This is a genomic window from Corynebacterium sp. ACRPH (assembly GCF_022347285.1).
GTDB lineage: Bacteria > Actinomycetota > Actinomycetes > Mycobacteriales > Mycobacteriaceae > Corynebacterium.
This window is the reverse complement of the sequence record NZ_JAKRND010000011.1, coordinates 53,834-78,263: the sequence shown is the minus strand read 5'-3', so window position 1 is coordinate 78,263 and position 24,430 is coordinate 53,834. Positions and strand designations below refer to the sequence as shown.

27 protein-coding genes are annotated in these 24,430 nt (G+C 62.7%); 18 read left to right on the top strand and 9 right to left on the bottom strand.

Annotation, left to right across the window (positions count from 1 at the left end; genetic code table 11):
• Positions 1-6: 6 nt before the first annotated feature.
• The 5 genes from MHX66_RS07350 to rpmB form a co-directional block, all read right to left on the bottom strand.
• Positions 7-819 (bottom strand): RDD family protein, encoded by an 813-nt coding sequence (locus MHX66_RS07350; RefSeq protein WP_239201840.1) that lies wholly within the window; start codon positions 817-819, stop codon positions 7-9.
• A gap of 268 nt (positions 820-1,087) precedes the next feature.
• A complete protein-coding gene (gene rpsR, locus MHX66_RS07345; protein WP_005293672.1) occupies positions 1,088-1,336 on the bottom strand; it encodes a 30S ribosomal protein S18 in 249 nt (82 codons plus the stop codon).
• Positions 1,337-1,351: 15 nt separating this feature from the next.
• Positions 1,352-1,657: a 30S ribosomal protein S14 gene (rpsN, locus tag MHX66_RS07340; RefSeq protein ID WP_005293669.1), complete on the bottom strand. Its 306-nt coding sequence runs from the start codon at positions 1,655-1,657 to the stop codon at positions 1,352-1,354.
• Between the two features lie 3 nt (positions 1,658-1,660).
• Positions 1,661-1,825, bottom strand: coding sequence for a 50S ribosomal protein L33 (rpmG, locus tag MHX66_RS07335; RefSeq protein WP_005279910.1), 165 nt, complete (start codon positions 1,823-1,825; stop codon positions 1,661-1,663).
• A gap of 2 nt (positions 1,826-1,827) precedes the next feature.
• Positions 1,828-2,064, bottom strand: coding sequence for a 50S ribosomal protein L28 (gene rpmB, locus MHX66_RS07330; RefSeq protein WP_005293665.1), 237 nt, complete (start codon positions 2,062-2,064; stop codon positions 1,828-1,830).
• A gap of 464 nt (positions 2,065-2,528) precedes the next feature.
• Here rpmB and MHX66_RS07325 point away from each other — a divergent pair, with 464 nt between their 5' ends.
• The 7 genes from MHX66_RS07325 to MHX66_RS07295 all read left to right on the top strand — a co-directional run bounded on the left by MHX66_RS07325 (position 2,529) and on the right by MHX66_RS07295 (position 8,034).
• Positions 2,529-2,792: a type B 50S ribosomal protein L31 gene (locus MHX66_RS07325; RefSeq protein WP_005293662.1), complete on the top strand. Its 264-nt coding sequence runs from the start codon at positions 2,529-2,531 to the stop codon at positions 2,790-2,792.
• 66 nt (positions 2,793-2,858) lie between these two features.
• Positions 2,859-3,026, top strand: a complete 168-nt coding sequence (gene rpmF, locus MHX66_RS07320; RefSeq protein ID WP_011273951.1) for a 50S ribosomal protein L32 — start codon at positions 2,859-2,861, stop codon at positions 3,024-3,026.
• Positions 3,027-3,171: 145 nt separating this feature from the next.
• Positions 3,172-3,867 carry a response regulator transcription factor gene (locus tag MHX66_RS07315; RefSeq protein WP_239201838.1) on the top strand — a complete coding sequence of 232 codons (696 nt, stop codon included), beginning with the start codon at positions 3,172-3,174 and terminating at the stop codon, positions 3,865-3,867.
• Positions 3,864-5,417, top strand: coding sequence for a HAMP domain-containing sensor histidine kinase (locus MHX66_RS07310; RefSeq protein ID WP_239201836.1), 1,554 nt, complete (start codon positions 3,864-3,866; stop codon positions 5,415-5,417). Before MHX66_RS07315 ends, MHX66_RS07310 begins: the two co-directional genes overlap by 4 nt.
• A gap of 134 nt (positions 5,418-5,551) precedes the next feature.
• Positions 5,552-7,057, top strand: a complete 1,506-nt coding sequence (locus MHX66_RS07305; RefSeq protein ID WP_239201834.1) for a S1C family serine protease — start codon at positions 5,552-5,554, stop codon at positions 7,055-7,057.
• Positions 7,058-7,142: 85 nt separating this feature from the next.
• Positions 7,143-7,796 (top strand): molybdenum cofactor biosynthesis protein B, encoded by a 654-nt coding sequence (locus MHX66_RS07300; protein WP_239201832.1) that lies wholly within the window; start codon positions 7,143-7,145, stop codon positions 7,794-7,796.
• Between the two features lies 1 nt (position 7,797).
• Entirely contained in the window at positions 7,798-8,034 is a 237-nt protein-coding gene (locus MHX66_RS07295) for a hypothetical protein (protein WP_239201830.1), read from the top strand.
• 18 nt (positions 8,035-8,052) lie between these two features.
• On the opposite strand, the gene mscL is transcribed toward MHX66_RS07295, so the two are convergent.
• Positions 8,053-8,487 (bottom strand): large conductance mechanosensitive channel protein MscL, encoded by a 435-nt coding sequence (gene mscL, locus MHX66_RS07290; RefSeq protein WP_239201828.1) that lies wholly within the window; start codon positions 8,485-8,487, stop codon positions 8,053-8,055.
• A gap of 51 nt (positions 8,488-8,538) precedes the next feature.
• Positions 8,539-9,177, bottom strand: a complete 639-nt coding sequence (locus MHX66_RS07285) for a 5-formyltetrahydrofolate cyclo-ligase (protein WP_239201822.1) — start codon at positions 9,175-9,177, stop codon at positions 8,539-8,541.
• Positions 9,178-9,263: 86 nt separating this feature from the next.
• On the opposite strand from MHX66_RS07285, the gene MHX66_RS07280 reads away from it, so the two are divergent.
• From MHX66_RS07280 to MHX66_RS07255, 6 genes are all read left to right on the top strand, one after another.
• Positions 9,264-10,181 (top strand): UTP--glucose-1-phosphate uridylyltransferase, encoded by a 918-nt coding sequence (locus MHX66_RS07280; RefSeq protein ID WP_192816650.1) that lies wholly within the window; start codon positions 9,264-9,266, stop codon positions 10,179-10,181.
• 11 nt (positions 10,182-10,192) lie between these two features.
• Complete coding sequence (gene glp / locus MHX66_RS07275; RefSeq protein ID WP_239201820.1) at positions 10,193-11,494, top strand: gephyrin-like molybdotransferase Glp; 1,302 nt, start codon at positions 10,193-10,195, stop codon at positions 11,492-11,494.
• A 7-nt stretch (positions 11,495-11,501) separates the two neighbouring features.
• On the top strand, positions 11,502-12,215 hold the full coding sequence (locus MHX66_RS07270) for a GNAT family N-acetyltransferase (RefSeq protein WP_239201818.1): 714 nt from the start codon (positions 11,502-11,504) through the stop codon (positions 12,213-12,215).
• A gap of 109 nt (positions 12,216-12,324) precedes the next feature.
• A complete protein-coding gene (gene glpR, locus MHX66_RS07265) occupies positions 12,325-13,725 on the top strand; it encodes a gephyrin-like molybdotransferase receptor GlpR (RefSeq protein WP_239201816.1) in 1,401 nt (466 codons plus the stop codon).
• 15 nt (positions 13,726-13,740) lie between these two features.
• On the top strand, positions 13,741-14,163 hold the full coding sequence (locus MHX66_RS07260; protein WP_080722694.1) for a DoxX family protein: 423 nt from the start codon (positions 13,741-13,743) through the stop codon (positions 14,161-14,163).
• 36 nt (positions 14,164-14,199) lie between these two features.
• Entirely contained in the window at positions 14,200-14,982 is a 783-nt protein-coding gene (locus MHX66_RS07255) for a zf-HC2 domain-containing protein (RefSeq protein WP_239201814.1), read from the top strand.
• On the opposite strand, the gene MHX66_RS07250 is transcribed toward MHX66_RS07255, so the two are convergent.
• Positions 14,979-16,502 carry a dolichyl-phosphate-mannose--protein mannosyltransferase gene (locus MHX66_RS07250; protein WP_239201863.1) on the bottom strand — a complete coding sequence of 508 codons (1,524 nt, stop codon included), beginning with the start codon at positions 16,500-16,502 and terminating at the stop codon, positions 14,979-14,981. The genes MHX66_RS07255 and MHX66_RS07250 overlap by 4 nt on opposite strands.
• A gap of 157 nt (positions 16,503-16,659) precedes the next feature.
• On the opposite strand from MHX66_RS07250, the gene rsmI reads away from it, so the two are divergent.
• The 3 genes from rsmI to metG all read left to right on the top strand — a co-directional run bounded on the left by rsmI (position 16,660) and on the right by metG (position 21,328).
• Complete coding sequence (gene rsmI / locus MHX66_RS07245) at positions 16,660-17,583, top strand: 16S rRNA (cytidine(1402)-2'-O)-methyltransferase (RefSeq protein WP_239201812.1); 924 nt, start codon at positions 16,660-16,662, stop codon at positions 17,581-17,583.
• Positions 17,584-17,755: 172 nt separating this feature from the next.
• A complete protein-coding gene (locus MHX66_RS07240; protein ID WP_239201810.1) occupies positions 17,756-19,441 on the top strand; it encodes a BCCT family transporter in 1,686 nt (561 codons plus the stop codon).
• Positions 19,442-19,489: 48 nt separating this feature from the next.
• The gene (gene metG / locus MHX66_RS07235) at positions 19,490-21,328 is read left to right on the top strand and encodes a methionine--tRNA ligase (protein WP_239201808.1); all 1,839 of its coding nucleotides are present in this window, start codon (positions 19,490-19,492) and stop codon (positions 21,326-21,328) included.
• 4 nt (positions 21,329-21,332) lie between these two features.
• On the opposite strand, the gene MHX66_RS07230 is transcribed toward metG, so the two are convergent.
• Positions 21,333-22,013, bottom strand: coding sequence for an HAD family hydrolase (locus tag MHX66_RS07230; RefSeq protein WP_239201807.1), 681 nt, complete (start codon positions 22,011-22,013; stop codon positions 21,333-21,335).
• Between the two features lie 136 nt (positions 22,014-22,149).
• Here MHX66_RS07230 and MHX66_RS07225 point away from each other — a divergent pair, with 136 nt between their 5' ends.
• Complete coding sequence (locus MHX66_RS07225; protein WP_239201806.1) at positions 22,150-23,424, top strand: CynX/NimT family MFS transporter; 1,275 nt, start codon at positions 22,150-22,152, stop codon at positions 23,422-23,424.
• A gap of 45 nt (positions 23,425-23,469) precedes the next feature.
• Positions 23,470-24,387, top strand: coding sequence for a TatD family hydrolase (locus MHX66_RS07220; RefSeq protein ID WP_239201800.1), 918 nt, complete (start codon positions 23,470-23,472; stop codon positions 24,385-24,387).
• The last annotated feature ends 43 nt before the right edge of the window (positions 24,388-24,430 follow it).

Below are 24,430 nucleotides of genomic sequence, written 5' to 3'. Positions count from 1 at the left end.
GTGACCTTAGTTAACCCCGTAGTACGCGGACTTGTCCACTACGTAGGCGTTGGCGAACTTATCGGTGAAGGACTGCTTCTCCGGGCTCTGGCCAATGGTCACGCCCACAACAATGTAGATGGCCAGCTGCACAAAACCGCCGACGTTCGGGATCATGCCCAGGACAACGCCGACGATGTACCAGCTGTTGCGCTTCAGCGATGCCACTGGATCGATGTTCTGCCCATCGGCGGTAACCACACGGGCGCCGATAGCCATCTTGCCGAGGGTGGCTCCCTTCTTGGACTCCATGAGAACACGGTAGGTCAACCAAACGACCAGCATGATGATGCTGGAAATCATCACCTTGGTAGCCGGGTAGGGGACGTCCACGGCATCTGGGGATTCTGCATTGACGGTGGCCTGGAACCAGTCCATGAGATCCTGACCAGCGATTGCTAACATCACAATGCTGCCGACAACCACCTGAACCAAGAGGCTGTCGATAATGAGAGCCAGCAGGCGCTTCCAAGCGCCCGGGCGATCGTTGCCGAACATGGCACCGTTGTTGGCCGCGGCATTCGGGAATGCGGGCGCGCCATAAGCATTGGGGGCGCCGGCGCCGTAGTTGCCGTCGCCGTAGCCACCCTGCTCAGCACCGTAACCGGCCTGCTCGGCTCCATAGCTGTTCTGCTCAGCACCGTAGCTGTTCTGTTCAGCGCCATAGCTTCCCTGCTCGTAAGGGTTGGAGTCGCCGGAGTTTCCGCCGGTGTAGCTGTTGTAATCCGGCAGATCATTGGCACCAAAGTCGTCGTTGGGATAGTTGTTGTTATTGCTCAACTGCAGGCTTCCTAACTGTTGTTCGGCTTGCGTCCGATGTGGGGCCAGCGCCCCTTCTCAACCCAGCGGGCAAGGGGGGAGCGCTTAAGAGTTTTACTGTGCAAGCTTAGCGAAGAAAGCAGACAGCCCGCCGAACGGGTGGCAAAAAGGCACGAAAAAGACCCGCCGCCTTGCTCGTGCTTTCGCACGGGGCGGTGGGTCTTGATCGTGTCTGTTAAACGTCTCCAGGCTGCAGACTTATGCTGCCAGCCCGAAAGGGCACAGCGGCTTAGCGGCTGTGGAAGGGCAGCAGGGCCATCTCGCGCGCGTTCTTCACGGCGGTGGCAACCTGACGCTGCTGCTGCGGGGTCAGGCCCGTTACGCGGCGAGAGCGAATCTTGCCACGCTCGGAGATGAACTTACGCAGCAGGTCGTAGTTCTTGTAGTCAACCGTCTCAATGCCCTCGGCCTTGAGCGGGTTCTTCTTCGGGCGGCGGGACTGTTCCATCCGCGCCTTCTTCATGTTGGTGCGCTTCATTGTGAAAGCTCCCCCTTACCAGCTGGACTTGCGTACGCCCGGCAGCTCACCGCGGTGAGCCATGTTGCGGACACGTACACGGGACAGGCCGAACTTACGCAGGTAGCCGCGCGGGCGGCCATCAGCTGCATCGCGGTTACGGACGCGAACTGGGGAAGCGTCGCGGGGCTGACGGTTCAGCTCCCACTGTGCATCCAGGCGCTCCTCGTCGGTGCTGTTCGGGTTCTTGATGATCTTCTTGAGCTCAGCGCGACGCTCCGCGTAGCGGGCGACGATTTCCTTGCGCTGCTCGTTCTTCGCGATCATGGACTTCTTAGCCATAAATTATCGCTCCTCGCGGAATTCGACGTGCTTGCGGGCAATCGGATCGAACTTCTTCAGGGTGATGCGATCCGGGTTGTTGCGCTTGTTCTTACGGGTGACGTAGGTGTAACCGGTGCCAGCCGTAGACTTCAGCTTGATGATTGGGCGGATATCGTTACGTGCCATAGTTAGATCTTCTCCCCACGGGCGCGGATCTTGGCAACGACAGACTCGATGCCGTCACGGTCAATGGTCTTCAGGCCCTTGGTGGACACGTTCAGCGTGATGGAACGGCCCTCAGAGGGCAAGTAGAACGTACGGCGCTGGATGTTCGGGTTCCAGCGACGGTTCGTGCGGCGGTGCGAGTGGGACACAGACTTGCCGAAGCTCGGCTTGCGCCCCGTGACCTGGCAATATGCCGACATGGGTTTTCTCCTTCCGCCGGAGATCTCAGGTGCCTGCGCCGCGCACTTAACAAAACCCATGGTTAGACGGGCCAAGAGTTCTAGGTGGTGGGGCGCTGCATCTAGCGTATCTAGCCTAAAATCTGTCCGGCGATGACGTTTACATAGACAACAGCGGGAGCTAACTTTACAGCACCGCCGCGCCATAACCTAATCGCTGTTTTTGACGCCCCTACGTCCCAGTTGGCCCCATTCCAGCTCGGAAAACGCGATTTTCTTTATGGCCTTGTCTTTCGCTATGATTGTTCCTCGTTGTGCGACCGACTTTGTCGCGCCCAAAATCCACCCGCTTAGCGGGCTGGCCTTAAGGGCGTCAGTAAGAAAGAAGGCGCGCTGCTTTTTATGACCCGCCTCAGGCACGACCCGCGCACGTAACGCACGGGACCGACCTGATGTACACGTACCTAAGGGAATAAGAGGAAACCATGAAGAAGGATATCCACCCCGACTACCACCCCGTAGTCTTCAAGGATGCGAGCACTGGCCACCAGTTCATCACTCGCTCCACTGCTACCTCCGACCGCACCGTTGAATGGGAAGACGGCAACGAGTACCCGCTCATCGTCGTTGACGTGACCAGCGAGTCCCACCCCTTCTGGACCGGCGCTCAGCGCGTTATGGATACCGCCGGCCGCGTGGAGAAGTTCCAGCGTCGCTACGGCAACATGACCCGCCGCAAGAAGAAGTAAGACCTCTTCACACCAAGAAGTTCACAAGAAACCTATTTCAGACCATTAATAAGGAGGTAGAAGACAATGGCAGTTCCGAAGCGCCGTATGTCTCGTGCAAACACGCACTCCCGCCGTTCCCAGTGGAAGGCCGACAACGTAGCTCTGCAGCACGTTAAGGTTCAGGGCCAGGATGTTCAGATTCCTCGCCGCCTGGTAAAGGCAGCTCAGCTGGGTCTCATCGACCTGGATTAATACGAGCCCAGTAGCGCGCCCCGTCACACATGCATGCGTGGCGGGGTTTTTGCATTGGTGTAACAGACCTAAGAAATGCTGAGCTTTCCTTAAAAATGTGGGTCCGCACGGGCGTTGTGACAAATTCATAGGCACAATGGAGGGCATGAAGATTCTTGTTGTAGATGATGATCAGGCTGTGCGCGAATCCCTGCGCCGTTCCCTGATCTTCAATGGCTACACCGTCGACCTGGCAACGGATGGCGAGGAGGCCCTTAAGCTCATCGCTGACGAACGACCGGACCTGGCCATCCTCGATGTGATGATGCCCAAGAAGGACGGTCTGGACGTGTGCCGCGAGCTGCGCAGCCACGGCGACGACCTGCCGATCCTGCTGCTAACTGCCCGTGATTCCGTCGAGGAGCGAGTGGCCGGCCTGGACGCCGGTGCAGATGACTACCTGCCCAAGCCCTTCGCCCTGGAAGAGCTTCTGGCCCGCACCCGTTCGCTGTTCCGCCGCGCGGCACGTCCCGCGATCCAGGAAGGGGAGGCGCACGAGCCACTGCGCTTCGAGGATCTGACCCTGAACCCGGAAACCCGCGATGTTTTCCGCGGAGACCGACAGATCAGCCTGACCCGCACGGAGTTCGCCCTGCTGGAGCTGCTGATGAACAATCCGCGCAAGGTGCTTTCCCGCAACACCATCCTGGAAGAGGTCTGGGGTTACGACTTCCCAACCTCCGGAAATGCACTGGAGGTCTACATCGGCTACTTGCGCCGTAAGACGGAGGCTAACAACGAGACTCGTTTGATTCACACTGTTCGTGGGGTGGGTTACGCGCTGCGTGAGACCGCACCGTGATCCTGCGTAGGCTCCCGGAGGATTACCTCACGGTAGAGCCCGAGCAAGCCTCTGCAGAGAACGGGGGCACGGACACTCGAGGAGATAGCAGGAGGGACCGGCTGATCCAGTCCCTCCGTTTTTCCGTGCGCGGACTATCTCTGCGCACGCGACTGGCGGCCCTCACCGCCATGGTGGTGATGCTGTGTATCGCCATCATCACCATCTCCTCCTACGCCACCGTGAAGCAGGTGCTGTCGCAGGAGATGGATAAGACACTGCAGACGCAGGCCCAGGCCTACATCGACTCGGGCTTCGAGTTTCCAGTCAGCGAGACAGGGGAGGGTGAGGACTACCGTCCTCGCTTCTTCGACTCCGATAACAACATGAGTGTCCTCGTTGTGCCCGCCGACCAGGCGGGGCGGCAGGCAGACGTGCACAAGTTCGAGGGCATTCTCAGCCCCAACGAGATCTCCGTCCTCGTCGGCGATGATCCGTATACCTTTGAATCGGAAGGCGACAAGAGAAGCTTCGCCATCGGCGCCCTGGACGGTCGCGTGATCGTGCTGCGCCTGGACATCGCCTTTACGAACCAGACGCTGGAATCCCTCTGGCTGGTTCTGATTCTGATTGCGGTGACCGGCTTCATCGCCTCCATCATCGCGGGCATCGCTGTCGCAAACTCCGGCATTCAACCGATCACCCGCCTGCGCCGAGCGGCCGACGAGGTCTCCCGTACCGGCGAACTGCGCCAGATCCCCGTCTATTCCCATGACGAGCTCGGATCCCTCACGGACTCTTTCAACAACATGATGAACGCCCTCCAGGAGGCGCAGACGAAGCAGAAGAACCTCGTCGCGGACGCTTCGCACGAGCTAAAGACACCATTGACTTCACTGCGCACAAACGTGGAGTTGCTGATGTTGGCGTCACAAAGAAAAGACGGCGAAGGTCCCGGCATCAGCGAGGAAGACCGCAAGGACCTAGAGCGCGACGTGATTGCACAGATCGACGAGATGAGTGGGCTGATCGGCGACCTGGTGGACCTTGCCCGCGAGGACTCGAACCCGGAGGTTCTGAGCACCGTCGAGATCTCCGAACTCATCACGCTGGGTATTGAGCGCGTGCAGCGACGCCGTCCGGACGTAACCTTCGATACGCACCTGATTGAGTGGCACCTGCAGGGAGACGCCTTCGCCCTGTCGCGCGCGCTACTGAATCTGCTGGACAACGCGGCGAAGTGGTCGCCTGAAGGCGGTGTGGTGCGCGTGTGGATGCAGCCGATTGTTGTTGAGGAAGGTGACGCCGCAGGCCCCGATACCGGCGCCCCAGCACACCAGGAAGTGGAGATCCGAGTGGCGGATTCCGGGCCTGGCATTCCGAAGGAGGATCGCGAAAATGTCTTCGACCGCTTCTATCGCTCGATCCAGGCGCGTTCAATGCCTGGTTCCGGCCTGGGGCTGGCGATCGTCAAGCAGGTCATCGAGAGGCACCACGGGGTGATCGTGGCCGACGAGTCGGACGACGGCGGCGCCCTGATGCGCGCAGTGCTGCCGGGGGAGCCGAGTTAACTGGAGCCAGACGGGGGTTCGGGAACTTTTCTCTAAGGATTTTCCTTAAACTGGCAGAAAAACTACAGCATTCATAGTGCTGAACTACATACATAACGGACATACTGGTCGCTATGGACGAAAGGGAACACAATATGGGCGAGAACAACTCGGGGGACGGGCAGCGGATGCCCGGCGAACCGGACTTTTCTAACCGTGGCCAGGAACCGGTGCGTGGGGGCGGCGGGCCGGAGGGTGGAGTTCGCCGGGACCACATGCGCTGGAACGCTCCACAGGGGCAGCCACAAGATCCGGCCACGCAAGTAGGGCCGGCGGTGCAGCCTCCACAGCCGACGCAACCGAATCCGCAGCCGGCGCAACCGAGCTCGCAGCCCTTCCCACAGCAGCAGGGCCTGCAGCAGCCGCAGCCGACATCCGTGCAGGCTCCGTCCCCGGAGCCCGGACAGAAACAAGGGCCGACTCCGGCGCCAGGGCCGGGACAGGAGTCTTTCGCGGCTCCGTACCAGCCCCAGCTGAGCAGCCAGCCGCAGGAAAAGAGGCGCTGGTCCACCCCGGCCGTTGCAGCACTGCTGCTGGCGGGTGCTGTAGTTGCTTCCGCCGTCACATACGTGGGCATGGATTCGATCAACGGCAACCAGGCCAGCAACAACGCCACATCTTCCTTCGATAACTCCAACAGCGGTGGCAAGTCTTCGCAGGATAAGAAGGCCTCCAACCCGGTGAAGCCGGGCAGCACCACCGACATTGCCAACAAGGTTCTGCCCTCTGTGGTTTCCATCCGAGTTATGACGCCCCGGGGCGGAGAAGAAGGTTCCGGCTCGATCATTTCCTCCGACGGCTTGATCCTTACGAACAACCACGTAGTCGCGGGTGCCCAGGACGGGCGCGCGAAGATGGAGGTTACCCTCAACGACGGCCGTACCCTCGAGGCAGAGGTGGTGGCCACCGATCCTCCCACAGACATTGCCGTCATCAAGGCAAAGGACGTCACGGATCTACAGCCCATTGAGTTCGGCGATTCGGACAAGGTAAACGTCGGCGAGGACGTGATGGCGATTGGTTCCCCACTGGGACTGTCAGCCACGGTCACTACCGGCATCGTTTCCGCGAAGAACCGCCCCGTCCAGGCTTCCGGTGAGGACGGCGGCGAAGCCTCCCTAATCGACGCGATCCAGACCGACGCCTCCATCAACCCCGGTAACTCCGGTGGTGCCTTGGTAGACATGGAGGGCAAACTCATCGGCATTCCCTCCGTGATCGCTTCGACCGGTGGTGGGGAAGTGGCCGGTTCCATCGGCCTGGGCTTTGCCATTCCGATCAACCAGGCAGAGCGCATCTCCAAGCAGCTGATCGACAACGGCAAGGCCGAGCACCCGATCATTGGCGCGAAGGTCGATACACGCTCTAGCGAGAACGGTGCCGTCATCGCAGATGTGAACAAGGACAGCCCCGCAGACAAGGCGGGCTTGAAGAAGGGCGATCTTGTTACCCACGTGGATGACCGGCGCGTGGATTCGGGCGTGGGGCTGATCGCAGCCATCCGTTCGCACGCTGTGGGCGACAAGGTCAAGCTGAAGGTCAAGGACGGCCCCGATGGCGAGGAGCGGGAGGTCGAGCTGACGCTTACCGCCGCCGAGTAAACCCCTATTCCCGTTCGCCTGTACAGCAGAGGGCGAACGGGATACTTTATTAGTTACATCCGTTTATCGATTCAGGAGGATCGCCGTGCCAGCTCGGAAGGCTAAAGAAGGGTCCGCGGACGTCAACGCGGACATCAACGAGGTCATGGCCATGAGTTCCGTCGATCACGCGCAGGTGGACCGTCTGGCAGAGGAAATCCCGGAGCCGGACGACGCCCTGTTCCACACCCTGGACGCCCAGGAGCGCAGCCGTGAACAGCTCAGCGACGAGCCGCCACTGCACGCCATGGTCGTGCTGGTCACCGACTTCCCGGAAGAAAAGGCCAAGAACGGCGAGCTGGTTGCAGAGCTGCTGGCAGAGGAAGGCTTCCTCGTCGATGCCGTGCTCAACGTCGAATCCCGCAAGTCCGCAATCCGCAAGGTCATCCAGACCGCTGTGGTCGGCGGTGCCGATCTCGTCGTCACGATCGGTGGTACGGGTACCGGCCCGCGCGATAAGACTCCGGAGGCCACCCGCGCTGAACTGGACCGCAAGGTCCCGGGCATCGCGGAGGCTCTGCGCGCTTCCGGTTTGGCGGCTAACTCCCTGGATGCGGGCCTGTCCCGCGGAGTCGCCGGTATTTCCGGTTCGACTGTGGTGGTCAACATCGCCGGGTCCCGAGGCGCGATCCGCGATGGCATGGCCACTCTTGGTCCGCTGGTTCGCCACGTTGTCGGCGACATGAATAACCGGGCCTAGAGTGAACACCGGCCACTCGGATAAGAGCCAGCCTGGCCGCCGCCGTCGCAGGTTCTACGGCAAGGTAGGCAAGGCCGGCCAGGCTGGGGGTTCAGGTTCTTCTTTTATTGACGCCATCGCTTCCGGCAAAGCAAAACCCCACTCAAGCCCTTCACGGGATGAGTGGGGTGACGATCGCCCTTCCGCAGAGCAGGAGCGCCGCTTCCTAGAGGAACAGCGCCCGCCGCACTGGGGTTAACGGGGCTGGAGTTAGCTGTTAGCTCTCTGTGTGCTTGCCGGTCGGCTCTGCCTCGCCGCCACGCTGCTCCACCAGTAGGTCGCGGATCTCGGCCAGCAGCTCGGTCTCGGTAGCAGCAGCCTCCTCCGGCTCGATGCCCTTGCGGCGAGCGTTCAGCTCAGCCAGCTTGTTCATCGGCATGATCATCACAAAGTAGATGACGGCAGCGATGATCAGGAAGTTAACGGCAGCAGTCAGGACAGCGCCGATGTTGACGAACGTTGCATCGTTGCCCTCGCGGAGGTGGAAGCCCATTCCGAACTCGGGGGAGCCGCCGACTGCGGCCAGGAGCGGCTCGACGATGCCGTTGGTGAAAGCGGTGACGATGGCGGTGAAGGCACCACCGATAATGACGGCTACGGCAAGTTCCATGACGTTGCCGCGCATGATGAACTTCTTAAAACCTTCAAGCATGGTGCAAAAGACCTTTCTTGTCCGCGACCTAGCGCAGACTTTATAAAGCAATTAAAAAATGGGGAAGTATCCGAGGTCGTGGATCACAGCGTCTACGACCAGATCGTGGTCTTGGCAGGGAACGTCGCGGGTGAATTCTTCGTGGTCTACCACTGCCCATACCTTCACGTGCGATGGGTGATTGGCAAGAGTTCGATCATAGAAGCCACCGCCCTGTCCGAGCCGTGTCCCATGATAATCAATCGATAGAGCAGGTGTAACTATTACATCTACGCATGTCGGGAAAGTGTGAATTACATTACTCTCCGCTTCACACGCCGGCTCACTCCCTGGCCCAATCACTGGCTCGCCCATCGGCTCGAGGATGCCCCACGTGCCCTCGACGAGGTTTGGGTTGTCCGGCTGATACTCGATCCATTCGAGGCTGGGGGCGTCACCACGAACAACACGAGGAAGCAACACCCGCGCTCCAGTGCGCGCCAGGACATCGGGAAGATCCGCGCCGCCCGGCTCACTGGGGAGAGGAACATAGGCGGCGATGGTGGAAGGCGCGCAAGGGAGTTCCGCGAGAGCGTCCAAGAGGTGAGTCTGAATGCTTCGGTCGCGCAAGGGGCGCTCGTCGACGCGGCCGGCGCGGGCAGCGCGTACTCGGGCGCGGGCGCGCTTCTTCAGGTCAGCGGGGGTGGTCATCGTCTTAAAGCCTACTGCAAAAGAAAACTCTCCTTTAGTGGTGTGTAGAGCACGAAACCCGGAGCTTAAAGCGCTACTATTCCGGCATGACTTCTAGCCCTACGATCTCCACGTCCGAGCAAGCCGCACTGCGTACCGTCGTGGTCCCGGCTGCCGGGCTTGGAACCCGCTTCCTGCCCGCCACCAAAACCGTTCCCAAGGAACTGCTGCCCGTCGTGGACACTCCCGGGATCGAACTGATTGCAAAGGAAGCCGCCGATGCAGGCGCAGACCGCTTGGCGATCGTGACGGCTCCGAAGAAGGGCGGGGTGCTGGGGCACTTCGATACCGACGAAGAGCTGGAGCGCACGCTAGAACAGCGCGGCAAGACCGACCAGCTGAACAAGGTGCGCGCCACCGACGGGCTGATCGACGTGGTGGCTGTCGAACAGGAAAAGCCGCTCGGCCTGGGGCACGCCATCGGGCTGGCCGAAGAGGTGCTGGATGACGATGAGGATTGCTTCGCCGTCATGCTGCCAGACGACCTGGTGCTGCCGATGGGTGTGATGGAGAAGATGCTTGCCGTGCGCAAGCAGTACGGCGGATCCGTCCTGTGTGCCTTCGAGGTGCCGCGCGAGGAGACGAGCAACTACGGAGTCTTCGAGATCGACGAGGCGGACCACGCCGACGTGAAGATCGTGAAGGGCATGGTGGAAAAGCCGGCTGTCGAAGATGCTCCGTCCAACTTTGTGGCCACCGGGCGCTACCTGCTGGATCGACAGGTATTCGATGCTCTGCGCCGCACGAAGCCGGGCAAGGGCGGGGAAATCCAGATCACCGACGCCATCGAGCTAATGATTACCGAGGGGCACCCGGTGCACATCATTGTCCACCACGGCCTGCGCCATGACCTAGGCAACCCGGGTGGGTACATTCGAGCTTGTGTCGATTTCGCGCTTCAGAATGAGACATATGGCCCCAGCCTGAAGACCTGGCTGCGGGAGCGCCTGAACCAGGAAAACTAGGGGCAACAAACATGCGATCGGTCGAAGAACAACTGGCAATCATCACCTCTGCGGCGGTGACCCCCGAGCCAGTGCGCATCGCCATCACCGAGACCCTGGGGCTGCGCTGCGCCGAAAGAGTCGAGGGCGCCGAACCGCTGCCCGGATTCGACCAGGCCGCCATCGATGGCTACGCCGTGCGCAGCGTGGATATCCGCCAAGCGTTGGCAGCCGCCCGGGGTGGCGACCCCGACCGCGACCCAGAAGATGCCACGGCCGTAGAGAACACCAGCGGTGTGAAGGAAACCCTGCCGATCGTCGGCGACGTGACCGCCGGCTCCCTGCGTCCGATCCGTTTGCAGCCGCGCCAGGCGGTGCGGGTGGAGATGGGCGCGCCACTGCCGACCCTGGCGGATTCGGTGCTCCCACTGGACTGGGTGGAAAAGGAAGGCCGCAAGATCCGCCCGCTGGAGGCCATCGCCTCCGGCGAGTTCGTGCACCGGAAAGGCTCCGACGTGCAGCCCGGCGACGTTGTAGTGGAAGAAGGTGCCGTCATCGGCGCTGCCCAGGTGGGCCTGCTGGCTGCCGTTGGGCGGTCCAAGGTTCTGGTTTATCCACGCCCGCGCCTGTCGGTGCTCTCCTTCGGCCGTGAACTGCTGGACATCGACCGCGACCCGGCGGTGGGCCAGGTTTACGACGTGAACTCCTACGCCCTGGCCGCCGCCGCCCGCGAGGCCGGCGCGGACGTGCACCGCGTGGGCATCCTCAGCGGCGAGCCACGCAAGATGCGCGAGGTGCTGGAAAGCCAGCTGCTGCGCTCCGAGGTTGTGGTGATCTCCGGTGCGGTGGGTGGCGCGGCCAGCGACGAGTTGCGGGAAATCCTCTCCGAGATGGGGGAGATGGAAATCCAGCGCATCGCCATGCACCCCGGCTCCGTCATGGGATTCGGCACACTGGGGCAGGACAAGGTGCCGACCTTCCTGCTGCCGGCCAACCCCTCCGCCGCCCTCGTTTCTTTCGAGGTCATGGTGCGCCCGCTGGTGCAGCTGATCCGTGGCCGCCGTCAGGCCACCCGCCGCGTGGTGCCAGCCCGCACGATCGCCGGGATTGCCTCGGCCCCTGGCCGTCGTGGCTTTATTCGCGGCCAGTTGATGCGTGACCGGGAGACGCGCGAGTTCCTGGTGGATCCCCTCGGAGCCGTGAACGGCGGCGAGCCGACCCACCTGCTGGGCAGCCACGGACAGGCCAACTGCCTGATCGTGGTGCCATCCGACGTGACGGACGTGGCGCCGGGGCAGGAAGTGGACGTGCTGTTCCTCAGCAACAAGGATTAGCTCACCCGTGCTTCACCGACTGCGCGCCGCCTTCGCCCCCACCGCGGTGCCCGAACAGCACACGCGCACCGTTTTGAGCCGTGGGCACATGTACGGAGATCTTAATGACGCCCCCACGGCCGCCCTGCCGGTAACCCTGCGCCCCGTGCGCGCCACCGACGGGGCGCAGTGGAGCGCCGCGCGGATCGAGGATCAGAAACTACTGCAGCCTTTTGAACCGACCGTGCCGGGGGACTGGGCTGCAGCGCACAGCCCGCAGGCCTGGCGGCAGACTTTCCACAATTTGCAGGTCCTGTCCGCCGACCGCCTACTGGTGCCGATGGTCATCGACATCGAAGGGGAGTTCGCGGGCCAGCTGACGATAGGCAACATCCAATACGGAACGGTCTCCAGTGCCTGGATCGGCTACTGGGTGTACTCGCGGTTCCAAGGCCATGGCGTGGCCACTGCGGCGGTAGCGCTGGGCGTGGACTTGGGGATGCAGGTAGTGGGGCTGCACAGGATAGAGGCTACGGTCATGCCGGAGAACGTGGCGTCCAGAAAAGTCCTAGAGAAAACCGGCTTCCGCATCGAAGGGCAGCTACAGCGAAACCTGCACATCAACGGCGAATGGCGGGACCACCTACTGGTGGCGCAGACACAGGAGGAAACGGCTCCAGACGGGGTGGTGCGCAGGCTGGTAAATCGCGGAATCTTGGGGCTGGCTGTGAACCGAAACTAGCCTCGGCGTGGCGAGCGCATGTATAGGGGTTACGCGGGTAGCGTGGCAAGCACTTGACCACTCACGCTGCCCGCATGAACTTCACAAACTTCGAGGAGAACTGATACACGTGTCCGGCTCCCTTTTGCTCATTGCCGCCGTCTGGTTGGTGCTGTTGGCGCCGCTTCTGCTGCGCAACCAAAAACCCGTGCGACGGACTGCCCAGGCGCTGAGCGAAACCCGCGTGTTGCACCGAGGGGGCAGCACGCTGAAGGCGAAGCGCAAGCTCAAGCCGGCCGAAGGTCTCTACATGTCCTCCGATGACGAGGAGCTGGAGCTGGTCGACGCGGAGCCGGAGTACGTTCTGCTGGAAGATGAAGATTCCGCAGCTGGCGCGACGTCGGGCAAGCCGCGGGGGCTGCGGGCGCTGATGACCACGAAGGGCAACGAGCGCAGCGCGGACAGCGAGGATAGCGTGGACGCTGAAGTCGTAGACGCAGCGGTGGTAGATGCTGAGGTGGTAGACGGCGAGGTAGTGGACGCCGAGACAGCAGACGCCGAGGTAGCAGACGCCAAGGCAACGTCCACCGAAAAGCCCGAGCAGGCAGCCGCGACCACCGACGACGCTGACGCAGCCGCTGAGGGTTCCGAGAAGGTCGTGGCAGCGGCATCTGCGGGCAGCGCGGTGCGTTACACCGCCCAGGATGAAATGGACACCGGCGAGTTCTCCCCGGTGAAAAAGGCAGAGATGAACGGCGAGGCTGCGGAGGCAGGCGCTGAGTCTGCTGGGTCTGCTGGGTCCAGCGACGCCAGTGACTCCACGGAGTCCGCCGAACCCGCCGAGCCCGCCGAAGAGCAGAGCGCCCGCCAGGCCGCATACGCCGCAGTCCCGACTGAGTACGTGCGCGGTGGGGACGTGAAGGCGTCACCAGATTTGGTAGACCACGTCGATGCAGCACCGGCGGACAAGAGCCTGGACATCCTCGAGGAGTCCGACGAGCTGAGCGAGGCCGACCTGCAGTACCTGGCAGCCCGCCGCGGTCGCGGCGTTTACGACCCGGTGTCCTCCGCGCGCCTGGCCCGCGAACGCCAGAACCGCCGCAAGAAGGTGCTGCTGGTGCTGCTGGCACTGTGCGCCCTGACCTTCGGCGCCAGCCTGGCCCTGGGCAGCGGCGTGTGGCTGACCTTCGTGGCCATGGTGGCCTTCACCGCCTTCTACCTGGTGATGCTCCGCCGCCAGGCCATCGAGGAGCGCGAGCTGCGCCACCGCCGCCTGGTGCGTATGCGCCGTGCCCGCCTGGGTGTGCGCAACACGGAGGACGACGAGCTGGGCGTGCCGGATCGCCTGATCCGCCCGGGCGCTGTGATCCTGGAGACCGACGAAGACGACCCGGCCTTCAGCAACCTGGAGTACGCCGACGGCAGCGACTTCTTCGACCTGCCGGGTGGGGGTCCGGACACGAAGGCACCATCCGCTACCGGCTCGGACGAGGAATACATCGATCCGCGCTCCGGCATCCGCGCGGTCTAGGAGTAAACCTCCCGGATGCTGAATCACCCCGCAGCGCGTGACGCGGCCCTGCTGCTCCTGCGCCTTGTCACCGGCGTGATCTTCATTGCCCACGGCTGGAAGAAAGTCTTCATCGACGGCATGGGCGGAGTAACCGGAACCGTCGCCACCTTCGACCGCCTGCACATTCCACAGCCAAAGGTCAGTGCCTGGGCGGCGGCCAGTTTCGAGATGCTCGGCGGCGCGATGCTCATCGTTGGTCTGCTTACCACGGCAGTCGCAGGACTCTTCGCCATTTACAGCGCACTGGTGCTGTACTTCGTGCACTGGTCCAACGGTTTTTTCGTCGCCGACGGGGGCATGGAGTTTGTGCTGCTCCTGGTCGTCTCCCTTATGATGATTGTTGTTTTCGGCGCGGGGCGCGCGAGCCTGGATAAGGCCCTCTCACGCTTCGGCTGAAGTTAGGTAAAGCACGCAAGAGGCGGGATTAAGAGCATGGACTGTCAAGCGGTCAGGACCTCGATGTCCGCCCGGCTCGACGGCGAAACCGCCGAGCTGTCCGACGACCTCGTCGACGCGCACCTTGCCGCCTGTGAGGACTGCCAACGTTGGTATGCCACCGTCACCGCGTTGGGCCGCCGGATGAACGTCTCCGCCACCCCAACGGATGATGGCCCCACGACGGAGCCGGGCGACGAGCAGAAAGCGGCGCTCCTCGCACAGGTGCTCGAGCAGGCCGATCACAACCCCCAGATCAGCGGAGGCCTGCGCCGCCGTCAGCTGCCTCTTTACTTTGGCCGCTTCGCCCTTGTTGCCGTGGCGCTGGTTTATGTTGTGTGGGGCCTATCGCTGTTGTTCGGCTCGCCCATTGGGGATGACGCCGACTCGTCTCAGCTCCGACTAGTCTCCGACGCGGCGACGATGCGCTTTGCGCTGGCCGGTGGCCTCCTTTGGGCTGCTTGGCGCCCGAAAGCGGCTGCCGCAGTGTTGCCGATTTACCTGGGGTTATGGGCTTTCGGTCTAGGGTTCGCAACGCGGGAGATCGTGCTGAGCATGGTCGGGGAAGGTGGCAGCCTGACCACACTCTGGCTGCTGCTGGTGCACTTGGCGGCGGTCGTGGCCCTGGTCGTGGTGTGGGCTGGCAGGCAGAACGTGTTCATGCCGCTGCAACAGTCGCTGCGCGCGCTGATGGCACAGCCGGTGAACTTCAGCCCGAGCGACGCCCGACGCAACTCCACCTTCGAGCTCGGCGAGCCACGACCGCGGGGCTGGGGTTAGCGCCAGGAAGGCAGCCACATCCGCATGTCGAAGGCGAAATCGGAAAGCGGAGTGGCCGTGTAGATCGGCAGGAAGTAAAGAGAGTTCCAGACCACCAGCATCAGGTAGATCACTACCGCTAGTTGGCCGGGGCGAGCCTTCACGAAGGCCTTAGGGGAGGAGTGCGGCTGGGTGGCAACGCCCGGGCGCTGCCAGCACAGCAGCTGCCCCAGAGCCATAGCCAGCGCAATCGCCAGGAACGGAGCCAAGTTAGCTGCGTAGAACAGGTACATCTGGCGATCGAGGTTGACTAGCCAAGGCAGGAAGCCGGCTGCAAAACCGATGACGGGAACCACCCAGCGGCGATCCTTGTGCACTATCAGGCACCACAGGCCCCACAGCATGGCGGGGACGCAGAACCACCAGATAGCGGGGGTGCCGACAAGCAGGATCACCTTGTGGATGCCCTCGTCACTGGATGGGTTGTAGTACATCAACGAACGGCTGGAGACCAGCCAGGACCACGGCTTGGACTCCCAGTTGTGGTGGTGGCCGTTAGAGTTCGTCAGCTCCGTGTGAAAGCGCATGACGGACACGTGATAGTAGATGAAGTTCTGCAGGGTATCGGGCAGGAAAGACCAGAACCAATCCCCGGTGGTGTTGGTGTACTGCTCGGACTCCACGGCGTGGCGGAACACGCCGGTCTCGGAGGCGAACCAGGCCCGCCAGCTGACCACGTACAGGATCGCGGGGACGATCACGATGGAAAAGAAGGAGGGCAGAGCGTCGAAGAAAGCGGTCCCGAGGAGGGGACGGCGCACGCCGAAACGGTGGCGTCGAAAATAATCAACCGCAACAATCGTCACCCCGAAGAAGGCCATGTAGTACAGGCCATTCCACTTCACCGAAAGCGACAAGCCCAGCGCCACGCCTGCGGCGAATCGCCACCAGCGGTAGCCCATGCGCGGGCCGAGGGCGAAATCGTGGATCCGGTCAGCGGCCCAGACGCGCTGGAAGCGGGCCTCCATCTGCTCGGCATCCCGCACCGCGAAGTAGGTCGCCAGGCACACCAGGAACACCTGGAAGTGATCCAGCATGGCCGAACGCCCCGTGACGAAGAGGATCCCGTCGCACAGAGCAATAATGCCGGCGAACAAACCGATAAGGTCGGACTTCGACACTCGGCGCGCAATCGTGGCAATCAGCAGGATCGTCACCACAGCCAGCAGGGCGGACATGATTCGCCAGCCCCATGGCGTATAGCCAAACACAGCCATGCCCATCGCCTCGAACTGCTTGCCCAAGGGCGGGTGGACGACCAGGCCGTAGCCGGGATTGTCTTCGATACCGCCGATCAGCGGGTTAGACCAGCTCTGCAGAATCTGCCAGGCCTGCGGCACATAGTGCTTCTCGTCGAACACCGGGGTGCCCGCATCCGTGGGGCGCTGCAGCATCAGCAGGCGGCTGAGCGCACCGAACAGGCCGAGGACAACCAGGATGCCCGTCCACCGAGTGAAAGCGAATGTGCGGCGCCCAGGCATAGCGTTGCGTGCGCGACTGCCCACGTCGGTCGTGGCGCGCTGGTCGGCGGACGCTGCAGGAATGTCGGCAAGCGGGGGAGTCGGTGTGGTCGGCACGAAAGCCAACTGTAGTAGAAGCTCCGGACAATCGGGCGCACTGGCGGGCATACTGGCGGGTATGAGTGAACCCGTAGATGCCAAGACTCTCCCCGCAGACGCAGTCGCTGCGCTGCTTACCCGCGCCGCCGAGAATCGACCTCTGCCGCAGGGAGGAATCATCTTGGCGGCCACGCCGCTGGGCAATCCGCTGGATGCCTCGGTGCGGCTGATCGACGCGCTGGCCAGCGCCGACATCGTGGCTGCGGAGGACACCCGCCGCACCCGGGCGCTCGCGGACACGCTGGGGGTGGAGATTGCCGGCCGGATCTACTCCAACTTCGACCACAACGAGGCCGAGCGGGCGGAGTTCTTCGTGGAGCAGGCAGAGCAGGGCCGGCGCGTGCTGGTGGTGACGGACGCCGGCATGCCCTCCGTCTCCGACCCTGGTTTCCCGCTGGTCGTCGCTGCCCGTCGCGCGGGGGTGCCGGTGACGTGCCTGCCGGGTCCCTCCGCGGTGCCGACCGCTCTGGCGCTATCCGGCTTGGGGGTGGGCCACTTCGCGTTCCTGGGCTTCGCCCCACGCAAGGACGGCGCCCGGCGTTCGTTCTTTGGTTCTTTTAGTGACGCCCCCTACGCCGTCTGCTTCTTTGAATCCCCGCACAGGCTGGCCAAGACTCTGCAGGTAGCAGCCGAAGAGCTGGGGGATCACCGACAGGCGGCGGTGTGCCGCGAGCTGACGAAGACCTTTGAAGAGGTGAAGGTCGGCGGGCTGCGCGAGCTGGCCGAGTGGGCGGAAAACGGCGTGAAGGGGGAGATCTGCGTGGTGGTGGATGCTGCGGACGAGCAGGCAGAACCGGACGTGGAATCGTTGGTCGAGTTGGTGGAGCAGAAAGTGGCGGAGGGGGAGCGTCTGAAGGCGGCGGCCGGAGACGTGGCAAAGGCCAAGGGCGTGAGCAAGCGCGAGCTTTATGAAGCTGTGCTGCGCGGACGCGAAGAAAACTAGGGTTTTTCAAAAGTTTTTAGCTGGGCTGAGAGGCGGGTGGCCTGTGTTGGGGATAAAGGCAGGTGAATAGGGGTTTAGGGGAGACCGAAGCCGAGGCTAAAGGCGCCGTCCGGGCGTGGTTGGGGCACCACTGCGGTTGAAAAGCCCCCACAATACCCCCCAATATTGAGGAATGACTGTATCAAGAGAAGAAGTAGCACCGACTGAGGCTGATCAGGAACAGTCCATCGACTGGGTAGTCACGGGCTGTGCGGCAGCCCTCATCCTGGCTGTCGTGCTGTGGGGCGTATTTGGTGGCGATAGCTTCGCCGCCTTCGCCTCGACGGCGTTGAGCTATGTCGTAGGTGACTGGGGCTGGCTGTATGTCCTCGCCGGCACGGTGTTTGTCGGGTTCATTCTGTTCATTGCGTTCAGTAAGTTCGGGCACATTCGCCTGGGCAAGGATAACGAGCCGCCGGAGTTTAACAGCATCTCCTGGGTGGCCATGATGTTCGCCGCGGGCATGGGCATTGGCCTGATGTTCTACGGTGTGACCGAGCCGTTGACGTACTACCGCGACGGCGTGCCGGGGGCGCAGGAGAACGATGTGGCTAGCTCCTTCGCCTCCACGCTGTTCCACTGGGGCCTGCACCCGTGGTCGCTGTACGCCATCGTGGCGCTGGCCATTGCATATGGCACCTTCCGTATGGGGCACAAGCAGCTGCTGTCCGCGACGTTTATTCCGTTGATCGGGGAGAAGCGCGCCGAGGGCGCGCTGGGCAAGATCATCGACATTGCCGCCATCTTCGCGACGGTTTTCGGTACCGCAGCTTCCCTGGGCTTGGGTGCCGTGCAGATCCAGGCCGGTCTGGATGCCACGGGGCTGATTTCTAATCCTGGCACGTGGGTGATTGTCGGCACCATCGTGATCCTGGGTCTTTGCTTCCTGGCTTCCGCCGCTTCCGGTGTGGGCAAGGGCATTCAGTACCTGTCCAACACCAACATGGTTCTGGCTGGTCTCATTGCGCTGTTTGTCCTGATTCTCGGGCCGACCGTGGTGATTCTGAACCTGATCCCGACCTCCCTGGGTAACTACCTGTCCCAGTTCTTCCAGATGGCCGCCCGCACCGCTAACTCCGGCGATGGTGCGGATGAGTGGCTGGGCACCTGGACCATCTTCTACTGGGCATGGTGGGTCTCCTGGTCTCCGTTCGTCGGCATGTTCGTCGCCCGCATTTCCCGCGGCCGTACGATCCGCGAGTTCGTATGCGTGGTCCTGATGGTCCCAACTATTGTGACCATCATTTGGTTCTCTATCTTTGGCGGTGCCGCGATCAACGCGGAGGAGACCGGCAACTCCATCTGGGGCGATGGCGAGGCCACCAGCCAGCTGTTTAACCTGCTGCAGACCCTGCCGATGGGACAGGTAGCAAGCATCATTGCGATGATTCTGCTGGCGACCTTCTTCATTACCTCCGCAGACTCCGCCTCCACCGTCATGGGTTCCATGTCGCAGCGTGGACAGCTGGTCGCCAACCGTGGAGTCACTGTGCTGTGGGGTGCGCTCACCGCGGTTATCGCCCTGATGCTGCTGCTTACCGGCGGCGATGAGGCGCTGACCAACCTGCAGAACGTGACGATCATCGCCGCCAGCCCGTTCTTGCTGGTGATTATCGCCCTGATGTTCTCCATCTACAAGGCTCTGTCTAACGACCAGCTGTACCTGGACGAAAAGGCACAGCGGGAATACGCCCTGCGTATGGCTCGCGAGCGTCGCATCAACCAGCCGAGCGAAGCTAAGGCCGCTAAGCGCAGCCGTCGTTACGGTGGGAGCGATGTTCCGCAGGCCGTCGCAGACGGCAACGCAGAGCATTCCTAAGCCGGGCTGCTTTCGCGTCGTGGTAGGGGATCACCTAATCTAAGGGTTATGTCGAAACGAGTTCTCACCTCAGTTGCATGGCCCTACGCTAACGGCCCCCGCCACATCGGCCACGTTGCCGGATTTGGCGTGCCTTCGGACGTTTTCGCGCGTTATCAGCGAATGGCTGGCAACGAGGTGCTCATGGTTTCGGGCACCGACGAGCACGGCACCCCGTTGCTGGTGCAGGCGGAGAAGGAAGGCACGACCGTCCAGGAGTTGGCGGATCGCTACAACCGCATCATCGTCGAGGACCTCGCGGGCCTCGGCCTTTCTTATGACCTGTTCACCCGCACCACCACCCGCAACCACTACGCGGTCGTGCAGGAGCTCTTCACCGGCCTGTACAACAACGGCTACATGGTCACTCAGACCACCCGCGGTGCCATCAGCTCGTCCACGGGCCGTACTCTCCCGGATCGTTACATCGAGGGCACCTGCCCGATCTGTGGCGCTAATGACGCCCGCGGAGATCAGTGTGACAACTGCGGAAACCAGCTGGATCCCGAGGACCTGATCGACCCGCGTTCCAAGATCAACGGCGAAACACCGGAGTTCATCGACACCGAGCACTTCATGCTCGACCTGCCCGCACTAGCAGAAGCCCTCACCACGTGGCTGAAGGGCCGCACCGACTGGCGCCCGAACGTGTTGAAGTTCTCCCTGAACCTGCTGGAAGACATCCGCCCGCGCGCCATGTCCCGCGACATCGACTGGGGCGTGCCGATCCCCGTCGAGGGCTGGCAAGACAATAACGCCAAGAAGCTCTATGTCTGGTTTGACGCTGTCGTGGGATACCTCTCCGCGTCCATCGAATGGGCCTGGCGCATCGGCGACCCGGAGGCCTGGCGGAAGTGGTGGAACGACCCGGAGGCCCTGTCCTACTACTTCATGGGTAAGGACAACATCACTTTCCACTCCCAGATCTGGCCGGCGGAGCTGCTGGGCTACGGTGGCCAGGGTTCCAAAGGCGGCGAGGCTGGCGATCTGGCCGATCCGGCGCTGAACCTGCCGACGGAGGTCGTATCCTCCGAGTTCCTGACGATGTCGGGTTCCAAGTTCTCCTCCTCCAAGGGTGTGGTGATCTACGTGCGCGACTTCCTGAAGGAGTTCGGCCCCGACGCGCTACGTTACTTCATCGCTACCGCTGGGCCGGAGACCACCGATACGGATTTCACCTGGGACGAGTTCGTTCGCCGCATCAACTCCGAGCTAGCCAACGAGTGGGGCAACCTGGTGAACCGCACCGTCTCCATGGCTCACAAGAATTTCGGTGAGGTTCCCGCCCCGGGACCGCTGACTGCAGAGGACGAGGCGCTGCTCGCCGAGTCCGCCAAGGCATTCGACGTTGTCGGCGATAACATTAACCTCTCCCGCTTCAAGGCCGGCATCACCGAGGCCATGCGCATCGCGGGACGCGCGAACCAGTACATCGCGGCTATGGAGCCGTGGAAGTTGGCGAAGGACGAAGACCAGCGCGAGCGCCTGGCTACGGTTCTGTACACCGCTCTGCAGGTTGTCTCCGACGTGAACACCTTGCTGACCCCGTACCTGCCGTTCTCCGCGCAGAAGATCTTCGAAACTCTCGGCGGCGAGGGCATCTGGGCGGCCCAGCCGGAGGTTGTCGAGGTAACGGATGAGTCTCCGCGCCAACCGGTGGGCGTCGGGTTGCCCGAAGAAGGGCGCACCTACCCCGTCATCATGGGCGACTACTCCAAGCAAAAGGCCACGTGGGCGCGCCAGGAGATCCAGCCGGGCACTAAGCTCAGCAAGCCTAAGCCGCTGTTCCCGAAGCTCGACCCGGAGCTGGCGGAGACCGGCCCGGAGTGGGCGCCGGTGCAGAAGTAGCAGGCTAGTCCGCGCGGCGCAGGCCGGTGATGGGCGAGAGTACCTCGTGGACGGACTCGACTCCGTGCCAGGGGAATGCCTCCCAGCCGCGACGCTTGGCGGCATCGAGGTTAGTCTGCCGGTCGTCGAAGTAGATCAGGGAAGCGTACTCGTGGCCGGCTCTGGCCGCGGCCTGCTCGAAGCGGCGGAACGCACCCTGGTGGGGCTTGGTGAAGCGCAGGTCGGGGGAGAAGCAGGTGACGGCCGCGGCGGTCGTCCAATCCTGATCCATCACGGCCTCCATAACCGGACGCGGCGCGTTGCTGAATATTCCCCACGGCTGGTCGATGGCGTTCAGGTGATTCAGCAGGTTCAGCACGGAAGTGTTCACGGTGGAGCACAGGCGAGTGTCGGTCTCCAGCAGCTCCGCAATCAGTTCCTCGGTGGGCTGCACGCCGGCGGCACGGCAGAGGGTGGTGAAGTAGTCGTTCGGCCCCATCGACAGGCTGTAGCTTTCGCGGTAGCGGCCGTATGCCGCCTCGAAGCTAAACGGGTCGGTGATGATGGTGGGAACGCTGGTCTGGCTGCCGTTGTTGGAGCGAGACTGAATGTTGGCGTGGCGGATCATTACGGTGGTGAGCTCACGCAGGGTGTGGCGGCGCTGAACCAGTACGCCGCCCAAGTCGAAGACGATCAAGTGTTCCATGGTGTTGGTGCCTGCCTTTGCAGTCGCAATGTAGCGGGAGGTTGCTGGTCTAGTAGGGTTTGTAGCTAGTGTGCCGCGCCTGCGTGTCTAGAAAGTGGCGCTGACGCGAAGCTAAAACGAACCGGGGGTGAACAAAATGTCGAAGGCGACCAGTGCGACCCGTCGCGTGCCCTCTGCGATGGCGCTTATCGCTGCTCTCGCGGTGCTGCTGACCAGCTCCAATCTGCGCAGCCCCGTCAGCGCCTTCCCGCCTATCGCCGACGAAGTTCACACTGGCCTCGGCGCCTCCGACCTTTTCATCGGGCTGGTCGGCATGGCACCTACGGCCATGTTCGCCGTCGCCGCGGTTCTTTCCAGCCCTTTAGCAAGGGTGCTATCCTTCCGCGCGGTCATCAGTACCGCCATGGTGTTGGCCACCGCCGGATTCGGCCTACGCGCTGCGGCGCCCAACGGGCTGGCATTCCTCGCCGGGACGATGATCGGCCTGGTCGGAGTGGGTATCACCAACACTCTGCTGCCTGCTGTTATTAAGGACTACTTCCCGTTCAAGCTAACGGTCATGTCGATCGCCTACATGGCCGTCGGGCAGGTCAGCATGGCTACCGCATCCGTGGTGTCCGTTCCGCTAGCCGAGCTCGGCGGATGGCGCGTGGCGATTGGAGTGTGGGCGATCCCGCCGCTGTTGGCGCTGCTGTGCTGGGGAGTTCTCGTGTTTTCGGTGACTCCGGGAACCGCGGCCCAGCGCGGGAGCGAGATGTTGCGACAGGCGCACCCGCGGAAGCTACTGGGCGTCATAAAGAACAAGAACAGCGAGTCGCGCGGCGCGTATCGGCACATGTGGCGCAATCCCGTGAGCTGGGGAATCGTGGTGATGTTCGCCATGACGTCCTCCATTTCCTACTGTTTCATCACGTGGGCGCCGAAGATCATCGTGGAATCTGGTGGATCGGCGCAGCTCGGCGGCATTATCGGCGGAGTGTTCGCGCTGGTCGGAACTGCCTCGTCGTTTATCGTGCCGTGGATGACCTCCCGCTTTGAGCGCGGCGCGGCGTGGGTGACGATACTGTCGTGCAGCTGCATGTTCGTGGCCCTGCTGATGGTGATCACCGACCCGATGCGCCTGCCAGTAGTGTGGATCTCGCTGGTCTCGCTGGGCTGCTCCACCTTCCCGCTGGGGCTGATGCTGATAGCCACCCGCACCCGCGAACCAAAGGCCGCCGCGGTTCTTTCTTCGGGTGCGCAGGGCATTGGGTACACGGTCGCCTGCGTCGGGCCTTTTGGTTTTGGTGCTCTTTATGACGCCACTGCGTCCTGGACCGCCGGGCTGTTGGTTCTTGTGGGGTTCAACTTCGTTTTGCTGGCGGCGGGCCTGGTGGCCAGCCGGAAGGTGTTCGTGGACGACCGCACGTAGAACCGCCTAGGGAGCACCGCCTAAGGGAGCGCTAGGGTGGTGGGCATGGCAAGAAAGAAGCGTCCGACACCCGTCCCACCCGAGCCGATAGTCCCGCTGTTCGACTCCCACACCCACCTGTGGTCCACGGTGCTGAAGAACCAGCACCGGCAGGATGTGGTGGGCTCGGATGCAGGGGACAGGACGTTCGGGGAGGAAGGCCACCGCCGGCTGGTGGGGGAGTTCATGGATCGCGCCTATGCTGCCGGCGTGCGCGGCGTGTGCACCGTCGGCGACGGGATCGAGGAAACGGAGAAGGCCCTACAAGCTGCGGAATTCCACGACCGCGTGTGGGCGGCCTGCGCTGTACATCCGACTAAGGCCCAGACGGTGGCGGGAGAAGTGCGCGAGCGTTTGCGCGAGATGGCCTTCCACCCGCGCTGCGTGGCGATCGGCGAGACCGGCCTGGATGCGTATTGGATCGGCAAGGATCCAGGTGACGGGGAGGAAACGCCGAGCATCGAGGTGCAGGAAGAGGCGCTGCGCTTCCATATCGATTTGGCCTGCGAATCCGGCAAGGCGCTGATGATCCACAACCGCGAGGCCGATGCCGACCTGCTGCGAGTGCTCGCCGACGCGCCGCAGCCGGAGAATGTGATCCTGCACTGCTTCTCCTCCCCGCTGGACGTGGCTAAGGAGTCACTGGATCGCGGCTACGTGCTGTCCTTCGCGGGCAACGTGACCTTCAAGCGCAATGAGGAGCTGCGCGAGGCAGCGCGCATTGCCCCGGCGGAGCAGATTCTGGTGGAGACCGATGCGCCCTACATGACCCCCGAGCCTTTCCGGGGCGCGCGCAACGAGCCGGCCTTTGTCGGATACACCGCGGCCTGTGTGGCGGAGCAGCGCGGGGTAGAGCCGCAGGAGCTGGGGGAGCTGATCACCGCGAACGCTCAACGGCTCTACGGGATCGACCTGGGCACTTAGTGCATAGTGCTGTCTCGCTAGTGAGGTTTCTGTTCCTTGTGTG